The organism is Paenibacillus sp. FSL P4-0127 (assembly GCF_038007325.1).
Classification (GTDB): domain Bacteria; phylum Bacillota; class Bacilli; order Paenibacillales; family Paenibacillaceae; genus Fontibacillus; species Fontibacillus macerans.
In genome coordinates, this window is record NZ_JBBOWY010000001.1 from 2,901,755 (window position 1) to 2,922,649 (window position 20,895).

Sequence of the window (20,895 nt, forward strand, 5' to 3'; positions counted from 1 at the left end):
GAGAAAGGAGGAATACTATGACAAAAAAATGGCTTCAGTGCAGCTCCGTTTTGTTCATCGCTTTTCTTTTATCCTTTACTATGAATACCTCTTCTATGAACGTCTCGGCAGCGGAGGATTTTACTCGGGGTGTTGACGTATCCGGCAACAACGTGACTTTATGGTTCAAGTCAAAGGTCGATACGACGTGGGTGGATGTCCATTATAAGGTGAATTCGGGCGTTCAGCAAAATCTCAGAATGACTTACAACGCCGGAGCCGGAAGATACGAGCAATTCGTCGATTCGGCCGCCGGAGCCGTGATTGAATATTTCTTCACTTATAATAACGGCACTCCGGCTTATGACACAACGACCTTCACCTATCGAGGCGCGGGGCAAACGGACCCAACGAACCCAACGGACCCAACGGACCCAACGGACCCAACAGGCGACTCGATCTACTCGATCCCGGCTTCTTCGATTCCCAATCCTACAGGCGGCGGGGTTAGCCTCAAAGTCATGAACGGCACCGGCGGGGCCTATGCCGACGATCAAATTTATTGGGGAGTTATCGGCAAAAATCCGGCCAACGGCCAATGGAGTTACTTGAATTTGTCCGGACAGCTCGTGCCCATTTCCACCGCTTTAAACGATGCCCCAGGCCACTTAACGAAAAATGGCGCCAATTATGCCAACATCTATCACAAGGTCAGCAGCGCTTCCTGGGTTAATCTTCCCAAGATCACTTCAGGCAGATTGTTCCTTAGCGTAGGTTCTCCTTTGTATATTAGAACCTTTGACGACGGCTTCGCCGGTCCGGATCTCAACAATCCTACCGATCCCAACCTCGATGTCTATTTTGACTTCGCCGAATTTACGGTGGATGATGCCGGATATCACGGGAACACAACAAGGGTCGATCAGTTCGGCTTCCCGATTCAGCACCGCTTGGTCAACAAGGCGGGAAATTACGACCGGACCGTAGGCGAGTTTGAAGCGGAAACCCGTTCCGGCCTGTTTGCAAAATATCGGAATGAAGTGCCTGCCGAGTTCAAATCGCTGGGAACCTTGCAGGCGCCCTACCGGATCGTCAGCCCTATGATCGGGCCGTTTAAGCCCGGTGGAGCCTATGAAAACTATTTTGCCGGCTACTCTAGCATCTCCACCCGCGACATCCTGCTCGGCATCGGCGGCGCCAGCGATCCTCAAGTTTGCGCGGCGCTCAACCGGCATGTATTTACGGCTTCCGATTGGAACGATGTCAGCCAATATTATAAGGCTGCACCGGCCAACTATTATGCAAAATTTTGGCATGATCACAGCATCGACGGGCTGGCCTACGGCTTTGCCTACGATGACGTAAACGGGCAAGCCGCTTACCTGGAAGTCAGCGATCCCAAAGGTGTGATCGTTAGAGTAGGCTGGTAGACGGCGGCCTATTTTAATTTAGTAGATTGATAAGAGGAAGGACTGAACATATGAGGAATCATAAGAAGAAATTCTCTTTTTTAGTCGTGTTGGCATTATTGATTTCACTTTTCACTCCACTAGGGTTTAACGCGCAGGTATCCCAAGCGGCAGCCGATCAAGCTGCGGCCGCGGCCGATAGCGGCCGGGTTTTGCTGGCCAGTGCCTATCCGGCATGGGACAGCGGCAAAGTTTATCTCGCCGGAGACATCGTCTCCTATAACGGTCAGGATTACAAGGCCAAATGGTGGACTCAAGGCGACACCCCCGGTGCATCGGAGGTGTGGGAGCTGATTACCCCATCGGATGGCACCTATCCGGCATGGAACAGCAGTACGGCCTATGTTGGCGGAAATATCGTTTCTTACAACGGTCAACTGTACAAAGCCAAATGGTGGACGCAAGGGGAGACCCCCGGCGCCTCGGACGTTTGGGAACTGATCGGGGGCAATCCCGATCCGACGGACCCCACGGATCCAACCGATCCGACCGATCCTACCAACCCAACCGACCCGACGGATCCGCCTCTTCCAGGCGGCTTTAAAGTTGTGGGGTACTACCCGAGTTGGGAACCCGGCAAGATCAATACGATTCAATACCATAACCTGACGCATATCAATTATGCGTTTGCTATTCCGACCAGTGAAGGCGGGCTTCTGCCGCTGGAGAATGCCGGTGCCGCCAGCCAAATTATTGAGACGGCTCATGCCAACGATGTGAAGGTTTTGCTTGCGATAGGCGGCTGGTCTTACAACGGAACCCCGCTGGAGAACACCTTCATGGCGGCGACCAATACGCCGGAGAAGATTAAAAAGTTCGGCGACGCCATCGTCGCGATGGCCAAGCAATACGGCTTTGACGGCGTGGATATGGACTGGGAGCACCCGCGAACGGACGGTTCAAGCAAGCAGCAGTATGAAGATTTGATGGTGTACTTAAGCAAGGAGCTTAAAAAACAAAATATGCTTCTCACTTCCGCCGTCCTCAGCGGCGTGACTCCGGAAGGCGTAGTATACTGGGATGCGGCGGCTCACACCGACAAGGTTATCAATGCGGTGGACTGGTTTAATGTCATGGCTTATGACGGGGGCGACGGCATCAGACATTCCACCTATGAATTTGCCGTGCTTAGCGGAAAGTATTGGAAGGAAACGAGAAAAATGCCCGCGGAAAAAGTCGTTTTGGGCGTTCCTTTCTACGGCAGACCTTCGTGGGCTTCCTATGCCGCTATTTTGCAAGCCAACCCCAAAGCCTATAATACAGACGTTTCTATGATCAACGGGATGGAAGCTTACTATAATGGAATTCCGACCATTAAGAAGAAGACCCAATTTGCCCTGGAGCAGCTTGGCGGCATTATGGCCTGGGAGCTGACCCAGGACACCACCGATACCAGCAAAAGTTTGCTGCAGGCCATCGGCGATACCGTAAGAGCCTATAATAAATAGTCATTAAAAACGCGAGCAGCAAGGGACTAATCCCTTGCTGCTCGCGTGCTTTTTTTTGTACGGAACCCTTAATTGATCTCCAATTTAAACCCGTTCTGAATGTAATACAGATCAGGATGGGCAATCTTGCGGGTAACCAGGTTGTTGAATGTGGCGGAACCGTTGTTGGTGTAGGCAAAGATCGCCGCTCCCGGATGCGGTCCCGAGAAGCGCGAGGTGGTTACCCCGTCCAAGCCGGTGCCGTCGATCGTAACGTTGTTGAACACGATGTTTTGGAAGCCGCCGGGGTACCCGAGCTGAATGGCGTCACGTTGACTGTTGATAATGTCGATGTTGTTAAACGTGACGTTCCGGATAGCGTCGTTCGAGGCTTCCAGATCGATCGCCCCGCGTTCCCCGTTATATAGGTCTTTGCTAGTCCCGCTGTTGATGATCGTGGTATCCGAGAACTCAATGCCGGTGTTGTTTTGGAAATGATAGCCCGGGAACACGGTGTTCATGCGGATGCCGGAACCGCCGACGGCGTCGATGATCAGGTTATGGGTAGCCTTGTGTCCGCTGCCGCCAAAAATGCCGATGCCCCCGGCGCGCCAGTTGTTTTCGATCGTATTGTGCGAGAACGTATTATTTACACCGGCGGGAGCGCCGTTTACGTTACTAGTCCAGATTGCCAACGCGTCGTCGCCGTTATTGCGCAGGCTGCTGTTGCGTACCGTCGAATGGCTGGTGCCCTGGGCGAAATTGACCCCATCGGCAAGGTTGTTGCGGATGCGGCTGTTTTCGATGACCAGCCCCGTTGCGATCATCGCCGGCGTATGGGCGTAGTCCCCGACCCAAAATCCGCATTCAAAATGCTCCACCCACACGTTGTGGATCTTCGAGTTGGTGCCGAAATTGTCCATGAACCCTTTATAAACGGCTTCTTGGTTGTACCGCGACCGCAAATTCGAGTTCATGTATACATTGCTGAAGTCAAGCTGGCCCGAAATGCGGAGCGAGATGCCGCCGGACGCCCGATCGGGATTGGTGAACTGCAGGTTCGTATGCCAAATCCCCGCGCCCATGACCTTGAGATCATCGATCATCTTGCTTGCCGAGCCGATTTCCCACATGCCGCCGAGGTGGAAGGTGCCCTTCGGAATATACAGGGTTTTGCCTTCCGCCACCGCCGCATTTACGGCTGCTTTAAAAGCGTTGAGATCATCCTTGCCATCATTCGCCACAGCGCCGTAATCGGTGACGGAAACCGCATTGGCCGGACGGGCGATAGGATCGGGAACCTGCTCAACTTCGATGAAGTCTACTCCGTATTCAATGTTGTCGTTGCCTTTCTGAATGCGGATCGTATCGCCCGGCTTAAGCGGCGTATCCAGCTTCCAGTGCACTTCGTCAAAACGGAAAAGCGGGCGTCCCACACCGGGCGTATCGCCCGGCTGATCGCTCGAGAAGTATTGCCAGCTGTAGTAGGAGGTTAACGGTACGGCCTTCACCTTGGCGCCATTGACGTAAACGTCAAGCGAGCCGCTTTGCCCCATGCCGTCGGAGGAATCGGGCATCGTGAAGCGCATCGTCACGCCGTCCCCGCCTTGCCCCGGTTTAACCTTCCATTCCAGATAGGAGCCGCTTGAAGGCAGCGCGACGTATTTTTGACCGGAAGCCTCGGACGCGGTAAGCGCCTGATCGAAGGTCGGAGCGCTCTTCAGTACGGCGCCGCCGCCGCGGACCGCCTCATCGGTGTCGTAGCGGAAATACGGCATGCTTGCCCCGCGCTGAGCGTACACGGCCAGGCTGGCCGAACTGGTGTTGTTTTCCCGTTTCCCCGCGGTTTCATTCTTGTCCGGGGCCACGGTGAGCTGGATCGTGTAGTTTCCGTCCGCTGCCGTCCACGTTCCCGGAATCGCGATATCAGCGTCCGCGCCGGCCGCCAAAATGCCTTGATAAGCTCCATTTAGCGTTTGCAGCGTGGCGCCTGCGGCATTTTTAAGCGTCAGCGTGACTTCATGAGCGCCATCGGCCGTAGCGATAGTGCCTTGATTTTTCAGATTCACGTGAAATGATACCGCATTTCCGGAAGCCGGGGTGCTCGGCGTCCAGGAGACCGTGCCGACCAGGTCGGAGCTGGCGACGGGCGTAATGACGAGCGCCGTTGGATTCGTATACTCGTTGTTCGTCTCATCCAGCTCAATCACCGAATTGCGCGGGTCGGCCTTGGCGCTGACCGAATAAGAAGCGGCGGTTTTCGCGCCGGCAATCAGCGATACCTTCGCCACCGCGCCGGCGTCCAGCGCTTTGACAGGGGAAGTGCCGGCCAGCGTTCCGTTCAGGTAGAAGCCGACATCCGTCGCCGGGGAGGGACCTGTGCCGATATTTTTCACGGTTGCGGTCAAAGTGACGGCATCCGTTTCCCGCGGATTGCTCGGAGTCCAGGACAAATCGGTCACGGTCAAATCCGGATTGGCCGCCGGAACGCCGAAAACCTGAAACTCGGCGACCTGTCCGCCAGGGGCTCCGGAGTTTGCGGTGAAGCGCAGCTGTACGCTGCTCGCCGTTCCGCTGACGGGAATCTTAACAGTGTTTTTCGTAGCCGGGTTAAAGGTGTACTTGGCCTCGGAAACCAGGTTCGTGAAGGTCGGGGAGCCTTGCTCGCGGCCCAGCACCTGGATCGTTTGCGCGCGCGTTCCCCATATGCTCGACGGATTCAGTTTGATCACTACCGAGGAAAGGTTGGCGTTGGCTCCCAAGTCTACGGTTAATGTGCTTGGATGGCCGTTTCCTTCCCAATACGTGTTTATGTTGTCATCATTGGCATTGGCGGCCACATAATTAAAGGTGGCAGAGGAGGCCTCAATCGGTTTGCCGGCCGCCAGATTCGTCCCGTCGCCGGGCTCTTCACCAGGATCGGGATCGCCGCCCCCGTTCTCGCTCCCGTATACCTCCACTTCGGAAAATTGCGCCGCCGGCCAGCCGGTATTGGCCGTCACATGGATTCGGACGTAACGGGTGGTCACGGCTGCGAAATCAATCTCCACCGTATTGGCGGCCGCCGGATCAAACGTATACTTGGCGGAATCGACGATAGACGAGAAGCTTGCGCCGTCATCGCTTCCCTGAACCGATAACGTCTGCGTGCGCGGCTCCCAGCCCGCCGGCAGCTTCAAAACAACCCGGTCGATGCTCGTTTTGCTGCCCAGATCGGTTTGAATCCATTGCGGGAACGCATTGTTCGTACTCTCCCAATAGGTGTTCTGATCATTATCGAAAGCATTTGCAGCAACATAAACGTCGTTATGTCCGCTTGCCGCATTGGCTTTTCCCAGTGCCAGATTCGCCCCTTCGGCGGCCTGAACCGCAGATGAACCGAGGGGGAGCAGAGCGGCCCCTACCAACAATGCCACGATACTTAACCATACCCAATATTTTTTCATCAGCAGCCTCCCATTTTCTTAGAATTCAACAATTTCAGACCGTTAAAATATACGATATATTCACTCCTTTTCTATAATTATAAAATAGTAGCACTTAATGTAAGTTATCATAATCGTTAATTCTACTAAAGGAAAGTAGTTCCTCTACGGAAATGATGTGTAATTTTACGAAAAAACGGTAATTTTTCTAACCGGACGTTCTCGACATTTTTTTCAAAGAACCCTTGACTATCTAGTCTATCGGACTTATTCTAAAACTAGATTGGTAGATTTTATGAAAGTTAAATAGTTTAGCGATTGATAAAGGCAAATCCATCGAAAGGTGGAGACGCAAAACTATAGGGGTTAAGGCGGCATGTTCGCTATACCAGCCAGTTACCGATCAAGAGGCCAGCGTTTTTTAAGCGTTGCACTACAGGACCTTCTTATTTCGGTAAGAAGGTCTTTTTTGTTGGCTTTAGACGACATTTCATATTGATAAAGGCAAATCCATCGAAAGATGGGGACGCAAAGCTATAGGGGCTACCACGGAAATCCGTAACGCCAGCCAGTTGCCGATATGGAAGCCAAACGCAAATACGCGGTATTTCGTTTCTTCCTGATTCGGTTGAATACGCATCGTATTCGGTGCGCTTTTGGGAGGAACACGGGATGAAACGAATCGTTTATTTGGCGTTTGCATTTATTTTTGCTACGAATCTAGCGGCAATTCCGGCTTATGCGGATGATAGCCAAAGTTTGGTGAATGATATCGTCGTGCTCCCCAAGGACGACTTCAACAAAAGCGACGCAGGCAAAATGATAAGCCGGCTCTCCGAAATTCCGGCTTCTCTTCTGGAAGGCTTAAAGGACAACGGCGTCAAAATCAAACTGGTCAACGGCAAAATTACGGATGAACCGGAGCTCGCCCAGTACAAGGGCATTACTCCGAGAGGCTGGGAGAAGACCGGGCTGACCTGGGACGATGTGCCGGGCGTCAGCATGAACGTGGTGATCGTAAGAATCGGGTACAGCAACAAGGGGAAGGGCCATAACGGACAAAACCTGGAGCTTCATGAAACTTTCCATGCGATTGACCGGGTTGTGCTGAATAACATCAGCTCTTCGCTCGAATTTACTGAAATTTGGAAAAAGGAAGCCAACAACGATTACAGCGGTGACGGTTATCTCTCGGCGTATTCGAACGAGTATTTTGCGGAAACGTCAACTTTGTATTTTTACAGCGAGGAAACGAAGAAACATCTGAAAGAGCATATGCCTTTGACTTATGAGTTTTTGGACAAGCTGTACGCAAACTGGAAATAGTAAACATAAAAGGCCCCCTTCCGGTTGGTTCACCGAAAGGGAGCCTGCTTGCTTTAAGGATAGACGCGGCTAGCTTTTATTTCACTCCAAACCTCGACTCCGGATTCGCTTCTGGAGTATTCATGATGATTTGTGGCTTCAAGAATATCGTAGTAGTACCACATGCTGGAGATATTGTCCGGCCACTGTTTCGTATCCTTATGAATTCCGTCCTTATCGACTTTTCTGTTCAGTACGCTGTTGATGAATTTGGCGGCTTCAGCCCGGGTAATGTATTGGTCCGGTTTGAAGGTTCCGTCCGTGTAGCCTTTGATCCAGCCTTTGTTGGCTGCGGAGGCGATATATTTTTCCGCCCAGTGCCCCGTAATGTCCGTGAACGTATCGTTTTGCCGTTCGTCCAGCTTGTCGAAGCGGGAAGCGATCGCCGCAAATTCGGCTCGGGTAATATATTGCCCCGGCTTAAAGATGCCGTCCGGATATCCCGTAATAATTCCGGCATTCTCCATCGTCGAAATATGTTTATTGGACCAGCGCGTATTTCCAACGTCAGAGAAGGAATTTCCGGTTTTCAGGTAGGCGGAGCGGCTTTCATCATCGAGCAATCGGTAGAAAATCGCCGCGACTTCTTCACGGGTAATATTGTTCAACGGCTTAACCGTGCCGTCCGGATACCCGTTAATGTAGTCGTAATGATTTTCCGTTTCCAGTTTTGGCGGAACGGCAGGCAGCGGCGGCAACGGCGGAAGCGGATCTACTTCCGGTGTGCTTGGGCTTGGATTCGGGTTTGAACTTCCCGAATTATCCGATCCGCTGGAGCCGGATGAATCCGACGATTTTTTAGTGTAGTAGAACGCGTACTCTTGGCCTTCCTGATCACTAAACGTGTAGGAAGCGGTCGCTTTCACTGGATTGTACCCGGATACCGATACGGCCGTCAGCGTTTTCGTCTCTCCCGGTTTGCCGGATACTGTGGTCTGACTCGCCAATTGCCGGTTTGTGCCGTTTTCCAAATACTTGACGGTCAATTGCCGATCCGCCGGTGCGTTTTTCGTGTAATAGAAGACATAAGTCTGATTCGGATCGTCGGTCCAAGTATGCGTGTGGTTTGCAACTTCCGGAGTATATCCTTCTACCTGTTTAGCGGAGAACTCTATTCCGGCCCCAATGCGGCCTTTGTAGATCTCCTGTGCGGCCAACTCGTTACCTGTTTCTCGATCTCGATAAGAGACGGTGACCTGTGCCAGTTCATCCGGTTCGCCTTTAACGTAGTAGATGGTATATTCCTGTCCAGCGTCTAGTGTAATTTTAATGTCGTATTTGGTTTGTTCCGGGAAATAAACGACATCGGTCACTGAAATTGGTTCAGGATAAAAGACCAAATTCGTTCCGGCGATACCTTTGGAAGCCGTTGGCTCGATAAGCTCTTCATCGGTCTCTCGGTCCACATGGTGGATCGTTACAATACGCTCCTGACCGGTATTGCCTTGGGCATACTTGAATACGAATTGCTGCACCTGATCTTCTGTGAAGGTGTACGGCACTTCATAAGCGTGCGGTTTGTAAACCGCCCCCGTAACGGTGTCTGTGTAATTTTCGGCCGTCAGGGTAATTTTTTCGCCTACTTTGCCCGAACGCTCAGTTGGATTGAGCAAGTCTTTACCTGTCTGTTGATCCACGTATCTGACGGTCAGAGTCCTGCTGTCATCCGGTTCGGTGGCATTGGCTGTGTAGTAGAAGATATGCGGAGCATTCTCCACGCCAAGCTCATAGTTGAAGCTTGGCTCCACCGGGGTGTAGCCCGGGATGCCGATCGCTTTGAGCTCGAGCGTTTGCCCGGTCACGCCTTCAACCGTAGTTGGGTCAGCGAGTTTCTTGTTGGTGCCTTGCTCGAGGTACTGCACTTCTACGCTTTGCTTATGGGCGACGTAGTAGAAGGTGTACTCGTTACTGCCTTCGGCTTTAACCACGTACTCGGCAGTTTTGTTTTCCGGAGTGTAGCCCGGAATTTCGGCTGCTTCGAGAGTTACGGTTTTGCCGGTGTGTCCCGTCACAGTGCGAGGTTCGATCAGTTCATTCCCCAATTCCTTATCCACGAACTTCACTGTAACGGTTTGTTCGCTCGGTGTGTAGTAGAAGATATGCGGAGCATTCTCCACGCCAAGCTTATAGTTGAAGCTTGGCTCCACCGGGGTGTAGCCCGGGATGCCGATCGCTTTGAGCTCGAGTGTTTGCCCGGTCACGCCTTCAACCGTAGTTGGGTCAGCGAGTTTCTTGTTGGTGCCTTGCTCGAGGTACTGTACTTCTACGCTTTGCTTATTAGCGACGTAGTAGAAGGTGTACTCGTTACTGCCTTCGGCTTTAACCACGTACTCGGCAGTTTTGTTTTCCGGAGTGTAGCCCGGAATTTCGACAGCCGTTAGAGTTACTTTTTGCCCAGCGACACCTTTTACCGTAGTTGATTGAGCGAGTTCCTTTTCTGTTCCCTGCTCCAAATAATGAACGGTAACTGTCCGTTCAACCGCTTCCTCATAACCAAACCAAACTGTCGGTGTCGGATTGGTAGCGGTAAGCCGGATGCTAACAGGATTTTCTCCTACCTTCAACTGATACCCGGCAATGTTTTTGGCCGATACGGAATATTCCGCAGCCCCGATCGGCAAAGCCTCATTCCCGTTTTGATCCTTGTAATACTCGCTATAAAGCAATTCCGCGAATTCCGGTCCTTCCACTTCAACGCCTTCGGCATTGACAGGCTTGCCGCTCGCATTGACTTTATAGCCCTTCATGAGGATGGAACCGTTGCCGATGCTTACTTTCGGCACCTCAAAATCCTTCGAAACTTTCTCGCCCGTAACATTCGTATATTCGATTGTCGTTTTGCCGTTCGTAGGATAGAGGACATTAGAAACGGGGTTTTTGGATTGGTCCAAGACCACTTTGTAAGTTAATGAAGCAGGTTCACCTTCGGCGATATTGCCGACGTCCCAAGTAAATGTCTCGGTTGCAGCGTTCCAAGTTACCGTACCTTGCGATGCGGAATAATCCTGAGGACTGACTTGTGCGCCTTGTTTCTTGAGATTGAACATGTCTCCCATCGGATCAACGACTTTGGCATTTTGAGCCGCATAGGAAATCTTTCCGGCCATTTCGCGGAAAATCGTGTTCAATTCATCGCTGTTGGCAGGGAAGTAGCCTTCGCTTTGAATGTCTTTTAACACATTTATCGCGTTGCTGTTGTTTGAAACTTCCAAGCCTACCGAAAAGATCTTGAGCCCTGCATCTTTGGCGATTTTTGCTTCGGAAATGGTACCGATGCCGTTATCCTTGACTTGATAATTGTTGATGTTGTAGGTGTCGTTTTTACAGTTAAAACCAAAGATATTACAATCATAGTTTTTAAAAGTAAAATCTGCACCTGTCCCAAGGGTTTTTCCGTAATCAAAACTCGTAATCGAAAAGTTGTTGCTGCTGTTAGGCCAGTTGAATCCTTCAGCATGTGTTCCCTTGAAGCTGAATGTTGGTTCACCGTCGCTTAACAACACGATTATTTTGTTTTGCGCGATACTGTTCGCCAACAGGTCGCTAGCTTTCTTCAAGCCCGCCTGGATATTCGTTCCGCCGGTCGGTTCAATACCTTCTATGGCATTTTTCAAAGCGTTCTTATTGCCAGCACCTTTAAAACCTGAGATAAGGGTAGAGGATTTATTAAATGAGACCACAGCGATTTGGGTGGAAGAGTTTGGTAACAGCAAATTATCCACAAATTTCTTTGCGGCATCTTTAGCGTTATCCATCTTCGATGGTGTAAACCATCCACTTCGCTGGTCCATGCTCCCCGACTTATCGATGACCAGCACGATGTCCGAGCTGGTCCGGACGTTTTTTCCTTCAGCCTTGAGCGTAATTTCCCACTCGCCAGGGCTCCCTGTAGGTTGGGCGGTTTTGCTCAATTGAATGGCTCCGGGATTCGGCCAGACGGGGTCCCCCGAACTTGCGCCGAAGACGGACAGGGGACTGGCAAAAAGCGAAAACATGCAAATCCAGGACAATATTATTTTTAACCCGCGTTTCATTGGTTCCTCCTCATTTTTTCATAGAATTCCTCCCTTTCAGGCACTAATTTTCTACCCTCCTTGCTTTGGGTATTTTATATATCTCACGGAAAAATCCGTTGAGAACGAGGGGAAAATAAAAAAGGCTGCATAAACAATAGTATTCATTGTTATGCAGCCGGACGGTCATTAATTCGCTTTTCGAATTGTTAGACTCCAAGGCTTTGCGACCTAATCTTTCGATTAGTGTGCCGAATATTCGATTATAGTTAAAAAGACCTGGATGTAGTAAAATATTACTAATATCCTATCAAACAATTTCAATATATTTCAAAAAAAAGCACTTGTCAACAATGTAATAGATAAAAAAGTCACAGTATAGATGATCCGAGCTTCCATACTATATTTTTTCGGATATTATCGTTTAAAAAGACAAAAGTACTCCTCTTTTCCAATTGTTAAATAATTTCAAACATTAAATAGCAGAAATGACACAGAATTAGTGCAATATTGTTATACAATAAAAGAAGCGCATGAAATTTTGGTTAAAGGAGCTCAAATGTATTGAACAAAAAGGCACTCCAGTTTGTAATAGGTTTCATGATTTGTTCGGTGATTCTATCGGCTTGCGGGAATATAACAAGCGCGCCTGCTTCCACGGAAAAAACAAAAACAGAAGTTACTCAAACGAAAAATGAAACCAGCCCTGCAACTGATAATAGTAAGGGATCTCAAAAAACAATCAGTCTTGATGTCGATGGCGAGATTTATAAGGTGGCAGTAAAAGACGAAAATGCGGAGAAATATACCTTTGCCGTTAAAACACCCAAAGGAATGGTTTGGATTCCTGCGCCAACGCTAGAGCAGCGTCCTGAAACGGAAAGTTATCCAGAGTACTATCCTACCGAGCCTTTTAGTATATATCTAAGTAATGCAAAAGATAATACGCTGGATATCAACACATCGACGAAACTTCTAACCCTACCCCTTAAAGATGGCGAAGCCGATGTCGTAGTTGATGACTTATTTGCCGTAAACGATACGATTTTATATCATACCGTTTCCGATTTTCGTGGTGGTTCGCAGCCTCTAAGACAACAATTATGGGCAATGAATGTTAATGATCCAAGCAGCAACAAGGTCATCGAAGAATTTCATGCCTCTGGAGGCAGATTTTATCATTATACAGTAGATAATTCGGAAGGTTTGTACGTGGGCGTTTACACTACGCCAGGCAATCCGGATGGGAGTTACACCAATGAAGCATTTGTCTATAACACCAAAACCGGTCAGAAAGAGATACTTAGGGATTTCGAATTCGATAGCGGGGAAATTCAATTTACTTATGAAGGAAAAAAACATTTATACGAACTGACAATAAAGTAAAAATAGAAAGTGCGTCGTGAATATTCACGACGCACTTTCTAATGAACATATCGATTCGCCATTAAACATTATAACGTTTATCTAAAAGAGGCGAGTAAAGTGAAAGAAAGATTCGTTCTCCGCCATCTTAAACGGGGGACCGGAGAAAAGATCGACGTCGTGGACGGAAAAATAGAATAGGGACGGGAGACGCTTTCGCCAGCGGGATCATCCACGGCGAGCTGGAGGGCTTCGCCAGCAGGATCATCCACGAGGGCTTCGTCCCTGAGCAAACCATCCGGTTTTCGGCCGCAGCGGGGATGCTGGCGCATACCGTGCCGGGCGACACCCCGATGGCGGCGGAGGCGGAAATCCACCGGGGGATAGAGCAATCCTCCCCGGGGATGTGGAAAGGTAGGGAAACAGGGGCGTGAGTTTGCCCGTAAAGATAGACCGTTATATTTGCAAATTAAAAACATCATCAAGGAGCGGATTCTCCACGGCGTTTACCTGCTGGGGACGAAATCCCCTCCGAGTAGCAGCTTGAGCAGGAGTTTGCAGTAAGCAAGATTACTGTCCGCGGGGCGATTCAGGAGCTCGTTCAGGAGTTTTACGATGCATAAGAAACGCCTGCGCGCCAGTGTACGGCGTTCACTTATTCCAATAAAGGCTGTCCTGGCAGGGGTTCCAATCCGCTTCTGGAGAGCCGGGGGACATTACTTTTGTCGGCTCGCGCTTTTTTGCTGGCACCGTGCGAACGGAGGGGACCAAATGCAAAAATGCATTTGATTTTTCCGCAAATCGCCATTTTCGAGCAAGCGAAATGCAAAAATGCATTTGATTTACAGCCGTTCGATAAAAAAGTCTCTTCTGACCGGATATGAACTGCACATTTGCATTTGAACCCCCCGTTTCGAGGAGTTTCGACGAAAATCGCCTGCACTTTTGCAGTTCGTAGCAGTTCGCAGCAGTTCGTATACCGCTCTAGTCTCTTCTTTATCCCCGTCTATCCCCTGCCAAACGTAAGAGAACAACTTTTCTTCGGCTTATCCTGCGCCCCCACTTGATGGTTTAGCGGACAAATCCGTCGCTACGGTTTAGTGGACTACTCCGATTCTGCGTTTTACCGCACACTTCCGCTGCTCAACGCTCGGAACGCTCATCGCGCTTTTACTTTTCCGGTGCTCAACACCCGTCCCGTTTTTGCTTTTTCGCGTCCCGGTAGGCGCTGGGCGATTGGCCGGTCACTTTTTTGAACAGCATGGAAAAATACTTGTCATTCCCATACCCGACGCGGGAAGCGATTTCATGGATTGGCGCGTCGCTATTCGACAGCAGGCGTTTGGCCTCTTCGATGCGGCGGGTGATCAGGTAGTTGACGGGCGAATCGCCCAGTTCCTTTTTGAACAGGTGGGATAAATAATGCTGGCTGACGTACAGCGTGTCGGCGATTTCTTTTAACGTGATGCTGCGGGTGTAGTTTTTATCGATAAATTGCTTGGTCCGGACCGTGATTTCGTTTTTGTCTTTGAGCGGGTCAAACGGATGTTTGACGTCGACGATCCGGTATAAGAGCGTAATGAGCGACATCAGCAGGTTGTTGCTGAGCGTTTCGTAGCCCAGTACCTGCGAATCGCACTCCTGCAGCATTTCCGACAAGCAGCTTTCCACCTTGTAGGCGTATTTTTCGCATGGAATGACCGGCTCCACGTACGCGGGAAGCAGCTGCCCTTGCGGGACGCCTTCGATATGCACGTTACTTACGCCGCAGTAAATCAATTTGAACGGTTCCGGGCTCAGCGAGCGTTCTTCGTGCGGTACGCCGGCGTTGTATACGGCCACGTCCCCGGGGCGAACCTCGTACGTTTTGCCCGCGATCCGGAATTCTCCGGCACCTTCCACAATATAAATAATTTCGCAAAAATCATGGATCTGCGGCGGGGCGTAAAATCGTCGCTCATCGACGACTTGGCCGGCGAACAGCAGCTCGGGCGTTTTTTTGAAACGGAAACGGTCGCTTTTGCGATGCGGAATTTCGATTTTTGGCACGCTAGGGTTCCTCCCCACGATCGGATGGATATCCCTATTATATCCCAAGCGGGTGAGGTTGGAAAAAAGCTGGACCGTAGGCTTCACATTTCAACAAGCCGATATGATCGGGAGGCGGTTTCAGGTTTTCGCGGCCTGCCTGGCCGGGCGTTCTGATTGGAAATCTCCAATGGAATCAGAAATGAAGTGGGGATGCAGCAGTTTGATTGGATTTTTCCAATAGATGAATCCCAGCATGGCGCAATACAGACGATTAGAGCGGAATCTATTGGATATTTCCAATGAGAGGTCAAAAAGTCGTTGGATATCTGGCAATCTATTGGATTTTTCCAATGAAGGATGGGGTAGCGACGGGCTGAGAGGATCACTAGTGTACGGAACGTGAAATTCTCGCTTGTGGCAGGCCGTATATTTTCAATGGATGCGCTATTTGGAAGCTACGCCGGGGCGGATGAACGGGGCTTGCGGGAGAGGTTCACTTTTTTGCGGTTTTGTGCTGCGAATAAGGCAATATAGTAGGTTCACGAAGCCGGTTAGCTCATTTTAAAATGAGACCATATTCCAAGGCCAAGGAGGCAGGACAGGTATGGTTGAAAACGATTACAGATGGAGAAACGGATTTCCGAAAATCGGCATTCGCCCGACGATTGACGGCAGACGGCGAGGAGTCCGCGAATCGCTTGAGGAACAGACGATGAACCTGGCCAAGGCGGTTGCGCGCCTGCTCAGCGCCGAGCTGCGTTATCCGAACGGCCGGCCGGTGGAATGCGTCATTGCCGACACATGTATCGGCGGGGTAGCGGAAGCGGCGGCCGCGGCAAAAAAATTCAAGCAAGCCGAAGTCGGCCTGTCAATCACGGTGCCCCCTTGCTGGTGTTATGGCACGGAAACGATGGATACCGACCCGCTGATTCCGAAAGCGGTGTGGGGCTTTAACGGCACCGGGCGGCCGGGGGCGGTCTATCTGGCGGCGGTCTTGTCCGCGCACGCGCAAAAAGGGCTGCCGGCGTTCGGCATTTACGGGGAAGACGTGCAGGACGAAGGCGACGACCGGATTCCGGACGATGTGCAGGAGAAGCTGCTGCGTTTTGCCCGCAGCGGGTTGGCGGCGGCGATGATGCGTGATCAGGCCTATCTCTCGATGGGATCGGTATCGATGGGCATCGCGGGTTCGATGGTGAACGACTCCTTTTTCCAGGAATATCTGGGCATGCGGAACGAATACGTTGACATGAGCGAATTTACGCGCCGGATCGAAGAGGAGATTTTTGACCCCGAGGAATACAAGCGGGCGCTGGACTGGGTGAAAAACAACTGCCAGGAAGGGCCGGACAACAACCCGGAGCATCTGCAAACGTCCCGCGAGCGCAAGGATCGGGAATGGGAAACGGTCGTCAAAATGACGCTGATCGCGCGCGATCTGATGATCGGCAATCCGCGCCTGGCCGAGCTGGGCTTTGAGGAGGAAGCGCAGGGTCATCATGCGATCGCCTCCGGATTCCAGGGGCAGCGCCAGTGGACGGATCATTTTCCGAACGGGGATTTTATGGAGACGCTGCTGAATTCGTCGTTTGATTGGAACGGAACGCGTTCTCCTTATGTAGTGGCCACGGAAAACGACAGCTTAAACGGCGTCGGCATGCTGTTCGGGTACCTGCTGACCAATACGGCGCAGATTTTTGCCGACGTGCGCACGTACTGGAGCCCTTCCTCCGTGGAACGGGTGACCGGCTATAAGCTGGAAGGCCGCGCGGCGGGCGGTATTTTGCATTTGATCAATTCGGGCTCGGCAGCGCTGGACGGCACCGGCGAACAGACGAAAAACGGTGCGCCCGCGATCAAACCGTACTGGGAAATCAGCGCGGAAGAAGTCGAACGCATGCTCAAAGCAACGCAGTGGCGCCCGGCTTCGGTGGAATATTTTCGCGGCGGCGGGTTCTCGACCGATTATTTGACCCGCGGCGGCATACCGATGACGATGGCGCGGCTCAATCTGGTGAAGGGGCTCGGCCCGGTGCTGCAAATCGCCGAAGGTTACTCGGTCGATCTGCCGGAACACGTACACGATACGCTGGACCAGCGGACCGACCCGACTTGGCCGTCGACCTGGTTCGCCCCGATCCTGACCGGCAGCGGCGCGTTTACGAGCGTTTACGACGTCATGGACCATTGGGGCGCCAATCACGGCGTGATCAGCTACGGGCACATCGGCGCCGACTTGATCACACTGGCGTCGATCCTGCGCATCCCGGTCAGCATGCACAACGTGCCGAAGGAGAAAATCTTCCGCCCGCGCGCCTGGGGCCTGTTCGGCACCGAAGACGCGGAAAGCGCCGATTTCCGCGCCTGCACGGCGTTCGGACCGCTATACAAGTAGCTCCGAGAATAAGTCTGAGGCTCTGTTGTCCGTCGCTTACCCTGGTGCTCGCGCAACGGGTAGCGCACTCCCAAAGGATCCCCAGCCGCAAGATAAAGGCAGGGCGCCAAGCTTCAGTATCTCGCTTGGCGGAAACCCGGTTTCCGCTGAGGAACCGGGGCCCAATGCTTTCGCACAAGTCAAAGAAGGATTCGGAGTTGACAGTCTCCCTCTTTTGCGGGAGCTGGGGTGAAAACCGCTGTGGATGTCCTCAATGGGCGGGAGGGGCCAATACTGTATTCTTACAGAGGACAAAATGCAAAACTGTCTTTTCAGAAGAGGACATAAGGTATATAGGGAATGGTAAGGCAGAAGTGTCCATATTTGGTGAGCAGGGACAGACTTGTTTCTATATATAGTAGACAGATTGGTTTGAGGACATTACTTTTCTGATTTCAAAGTGTCCACCTTATGAAAGACATTTTCGCCAAAAGTACACACCAAAAGGACGAAAAGCCAACTCGACCGATAAAATCAACATATTAAGCCCAAAAGGAGAATTGCAAAAATGGATCAGGATAACGCCGGAGAAATCCGGCAGGAACTTTGCAAATACGCCCGCAAAATCGTGGAAAACGGGCTGGTCGTAGGGCCGGGGGGCAATATCAGCGCCCGGGCGGGAGATAAAATGTACTTGTCGCCGAGCGGTTTCGCCCTTGAGGAGATCGAGCCGGAGCAGTGGATCGAAGTGGACATTCCGACGGGGCAGGTGACGGATATCGGGCTGCGCCCGTCATCGGAAGTGCTTATGCATTTGTACGGATACCGGCAAAAGCCCGATATCGGCGCCATGGTGCACACTCACCCGCCGAATTGCATCGCTTTTACGCTGATCGAGCGGGAGCTGCCGATCATGTTTCCGGATCAAGCCGCACTGGTCGGACGGACGGCGTATATTCCGTACCTGATTCCGACGACCGACCTGCTTGCTGACGCCGTGGCGGCCAAAGTTGGCGAGGCAAGCTCGATTTTGCTGGGCAACCATGGGCTTGTAACGACCGGCCGGAATCTTCGCGAGGCGTACTATCGGACCCAGGTCGTCGAGGAGAGCGCGAAGATTTATTTAAGCGCCCGGGCGGCGGGAACGCCGGTGCCGCTCACCGATCGGGAAGTGGCGGATATCGCCGCGCTGGAGAGCGAGGATTACCGGATTCAGCTGCTGCAAAAAATGAAATAACGGAAGGTGCGTTAAGCATGTCCATGTCTATGAACGTGAGCGAACGGCGACTTCCATTTCCTTGCGTTTTGGCGTTTGATTTGGGAGCGGGCAGCGGCCGCGCCATTATAGGCGAGTTTGTTGCGGAGGGCGCACAAGGCCAAGGCAAGCTCAAAATTACGGAAGTCCACCGTTTTCCGAACGTTCCGGTCCAAATCGGCAGCCATTTGCATTGGGATACGCCGAGGCTGCTGCAGGAAATCAAAAACGGGATTCGCAAAGCTTTTCAGGCCGGCTTCCAACCGGAAAGCTGCGGCATCGATACCTGGGGCGTCGATTTCGGACTCCTTGACCAAAACGGCGAGCTGCTGGGCATCCCGTACCATTACCGGGACCGGCAGACCGAAGGATTGGTGGAGGAAGTATCCGCCCTGGCCGGTCCGGAGCGGCTGTTTCGCGAGAGCGGGCTGCAGTTTATGCCCTTTAATACGATATATCAGCTTTACGCGATGAAGAAAGCCGCTTCCCCCAAGCTGGACAACGCTGCAACTCTGCTGCTCACGCCTGATTTGCTGAACTATTTTCTCACCGGAAAACAGTCCTGCGAATTTTCGATGGCGACCACTACGGGGCTCTATGACCCGGGACGGGGCGCTTGGAACCGGAAGCTGATGGAGGAGCTTGGTTTGCCTGGGGACATTTTTCCGGAACCGGTGCCGCCGGGGACGGTGATCGGCGAGCTTACGGCCGAGGTTTGCGCTGAGCTGGGCGTGCCGCCGATCCAAGTGGTCGCCGTCGCTTCGCACGATACGGAATCGGCCGCGGCGGCCGTGCCGGCAGCGTCCTCGTCCTTCGCGTACCTGGTCAGCGGCACTTGGTCGCTGCTCGGCACGCAGATGCCTGGGCCATTGCTCACGCCCGCGGTGTTCGAGCAGCAATTTTCCAATGAAGGCGGCGTGGACGGAAGCTTCCATTTGCTGAAAAACATCATGGGGCTGTGGATTTTCCAGGAATGCAAGCGCAAATGGGAGCAGGGAAGCGGCGACAGCTTCACGTTTGCCGAACTCGTCAGGCTGGCGGAGGAGGCCAAGCCGCTGCGCTCCTTGATCGATCCGGACGACCTGCGCTTCATGAATCCGGCGGACATGCCGGAGGAAATCCGCGGCTACTGCCGGGAGACCGGGCAGCCGGAGCCGGATTCGGTCGGCGGCACGGTCCGCTGCATCCTGGAAAGCCTGGCGCTGCGCTACCGGCAGGTGCTGGAGCAGGCCGAGGCGCTGACCGGCTCGCGTTTTGCCGGCCTGCATATGGTCGGCGGCGGCGTTCAGAACGAGCTGCTGTGCGGCTTTACGGCCGACGCCATCGGACGCCCGGTCTGGGCCGGACCGGTGGAGGCGAGCGCGATCGGCAATCTGCTTGTACAGTTCAGAGCCGCCGGCCGGATCAAAGATATGCGGGAGGGGCGGGAACTGGTGAAGTCGTCGTTCCCGCTCCGAGCTTTCGAGCCGGGCAGCCCGGAGCGCCGGGCGGAATGGGCGAGAGCCTATGAGCGGTATCTGCGGCTTGCCGCTTCCCCGACCGGCGGCCGTTCCCGTTCCGGCAGCTAGGTGGGCGGTTCGTTTACTCGCTATAAGAAATTTGGGAGGCCGGTGTATGCTAAAAGGAATTTCCGGCTTGATCACGCCGGATTTGATCAAAATTTTGATGGAGATGGGACATTCGGACGAAATCGTCATCGCCGACGGCAATTTTCCGGCGGCCAGCCATGCCCGGCGTTTGGTGCGCTGCGACGGACACGGGATTCCCGAACTGCTGGAGGCGATCCTGCCGCTGTTTCCCCTCGATGTTTATGTCGACCGGCCCGTGTCCTTAATGGCGGTGACACCGGGGGACGCGGTGGAAACGCCGATCTGGAACAAATACCGGGAAATTGTAAGCCGGTACCATCCGGTGGACGACAATGACCCTTTCGAGGAGGTGGAGCGGTTCGCTTTTTACGAAAGGGCCAAACAGGCTTACGCTATCGTATCCACCGGGGAAAAAGCGCTGTATGCCAACGTGATTTTAAAAAAGGGCGTCGTCATTCAGGCCCCGTAGAGGCTGCTCTAGCAAGATAGCTGATTCCCGCAATCCCGGGGTCAACGCAATGTTCTAATTGGAAATACCCAATAGAATTGAAAAAATACCGGCAAATCCCCACGGCTATATTCAACCGTTAGAATATTGGTGAG

11 protein-coding genes, 2 pseudogenes and 3 riboswitches are annotated in these 20,895 nt (G+C 52.4%); of the genes and pseudogenes, 10 read left to right on the plus strand and 3 right to left on the minus strand.

Features of this window, described 5'->3' with window-relative positions:
- Positions 1 to 17: 17 nt before the first annotated feature.
- Positions 18 to 1,409, plus strand: a complete 1,392-nt coding sequence (locus NYE74_RS13065; RefSeq protein WP_326044376.1) for a glycoside hydrolase family 64 protein — start codon at positions 18 to 20, stop codon at positions 1,407 to 1,409.
- A gap of 50 nt (positions 1,410 to 1,459) precedes the next feature.
- Positions 1,460 to 2,896, plus strand: a complete 1,437-nt coding sequence (locus NYE74_RS13070) for a glycosyl hydrolase family 18 protein (RefSeq protein WP_036620968.1) — start codon at positions 1,460 to 1,462, stop codon at positions 2,894 to 2,896.
- 68 nt (positions 2,897 to 2,964) lie between these two features.
- Here NYE74_RS13070 and NYE74_RS13075 read toward each other — a convergent pair whose 3' ends face one another.
- Positions 2,965 to 6,321: a discoidin domain-containing protein gene (locus NYE74_RS13075; protein WP_341004846.1), complete on the minus strand. Its 3,357-nt coding sequence runs from the start codon at positions 6,319 to 6,321 to the stop codon at positions 2,965 to 2,967.
- Positions 6,322 to 6,616: 295 nt separating this feature from the next.
- Positions 6,617 to 6,704: riboswitch (cyclic di-GMP riboswitch) on the plus strand.
- Between the two features lie 89 nt (positions 6,705 to 6,793).
- A riboswitch (cyclic di-GMP riboswitch) is annotated at positions 6,794 to 6,880 on the plus strand.
- A gap of 92 nt (positions 6,881 to 6,972) precedes the next feature.
- Between NYE74_RS13075 and NYE74_RS13080 the strand changes: the two genes are divergently transcribed.
- Positions 6,973 to 7,626: an anthrax toxin lethal factor-related metalloendopeptidase gene (locus NYE74_RS13080; protein WP_341004847.1), complete on the plus strand. Its 654-nt coding sequence runs from the start codon at positions 6,973 to 6,975 to the stop codon at positions 7,624 to 7,626.
- 53 nt (positions 7,627 to 7,679) lie between these two features.
- On the opposite strand, the gene NYE74_RS13085 is transcribed toward NYE74_RS13080, so the two are convergent.
- The gene (locus NYE74_RS13085) at positions 7,680 to 11,576 is read right to left on the minus strand and encodes an S-layer homology domain-containing protein (RefSeq protein ID WP_341004848.1); all 3,897 of its coding nucleotides are present in this window, start codon (positions 11,574 to 11,576) and stop codon (positions 7,680 to 7,682) included.
- 272 nt (positions 11,577 to 11,848) lie between these two features.
- Positions 11,849 to 11,941: riboswitch (cyclic di-GMP riboswitch) on the minus strand.
- A gap of 301 nt (positions 11,942 to 12,242) precedes the next feature.
- Here NYE74_RS13085 and NYE74_RS13090 point away from each other — a divergent pair.
- The 3 genes and pseudogenes from NYE74_RS13090 to NYE74_RS13100 form a co-directional block, all read left to right on the plus strand.
- Positions 12,243 to 13,064 carry a hypothetical protein gene (locus NYE74_RS13090; RefSeq protein ID WP_036620979.1) on the plus strand — a complete coding sequence of 274 codons (822 nt, stop codon included), beginning with the start codon at positions 12,243 to 12,245 and terminating at the stop codon, positions 13,062 to 13,064.
- A 170-nt stretch (positions 13,065 to 13,234) separates the two neighbouring features.
- Positions 13,235 to 13,461, plus strand: a pseudogene (locus NYE74_RS13095) (hypothetical protein); the annotation flags it as partial.
- Positions 13,462 to 13,505: 44 nt separating this feature from the next.
- Positions 13,506 to 13,657 (plus strand): annotated as a pseudogene (locus tag NYE74_RS13100) (GntR family transcriptional regulator); the annotation flags it as partial.
- Between the two features lie 571 nt (positions 13,658 to 14,228).
- Here the strand turns inward: NYE74_RS13100 and NYE74_RS13105 are convergent.
- Positions 14,229 to 15,092 carry an AraC family transcriptional regulator gene (locus NYE74_RS13105; RefSeq protein ID WP_341004849.1) on the minus strand — a complete coding sequence of 288 codons (864 nt, stop codon included), beginning with the start codon at positions 15,090 to 15,092 and terminating at the stop codon, positions 14,229 to 14,231.
- 586 nt (positions 15,093 to 15,678) lie between these two features.
- Here NYE74_RS13105 and NYE74_RS13110 point away from each other — a divergent pair.
- The 4 genes from NYE74_RS13110 to fucU all read left to right on the plus strand — a co-directional run bounded on the left by NYE74_RS13110 (position 15,679) and on the right by fucU (position 20,761).
- Positions 15,679 to 17,469, plus strand: coding sequence for an L-fucose isomerase (locus NYE74_RS13110; protein ID WP_341004850.1), 1,791 nt, complete (start codon positions 15,679 to 15,681; stop codon positions 17,467 to 17,469).
- A 547-nt stretch (positions 17,470 to 18,016) separates the two neighbouring features.
- Positions 18,017 to 18,685 carry a class II aldolase/adducin family protein gene (locus NYE74_RS13115; RefSeq protein WP_326044373.1) on the plus strand — a complete coding sequence of 223 codons (669 nt, stop codon included), beginning with the start codon at positions 18,017 to 18,019 and terminating at the stop codon, positions 18,683 to 18,685.
- Positions 18,686 to 18,702: 17 nt separating this feature from the next.
- Complete coding sequence (locus NYE74_RS13120) at positions 18,703 to 20,271, plus strand: rhamnulokinase (protein WP_340928520.1); 1,569 nt, start codon at positions 18,703 to 18,705, stop codon at positions 20,269 to 20,271.
- 46 nt (positions 20,272 to 20,317) lie between these two features.
- Positions 20,318 to 20,761, plus strand: coding sequence for an L-fucose mutarotase (fucU, locus tag NYE74_RS13125; RefSeq protein ID WP_340928518.1), 444 nt, complete (start codon positions 20,318 to 20,320; stop codon positions 20,759 to 20,761).
- Positions 20,762 to 20,895: the final 134 nt, after the last annotated feature.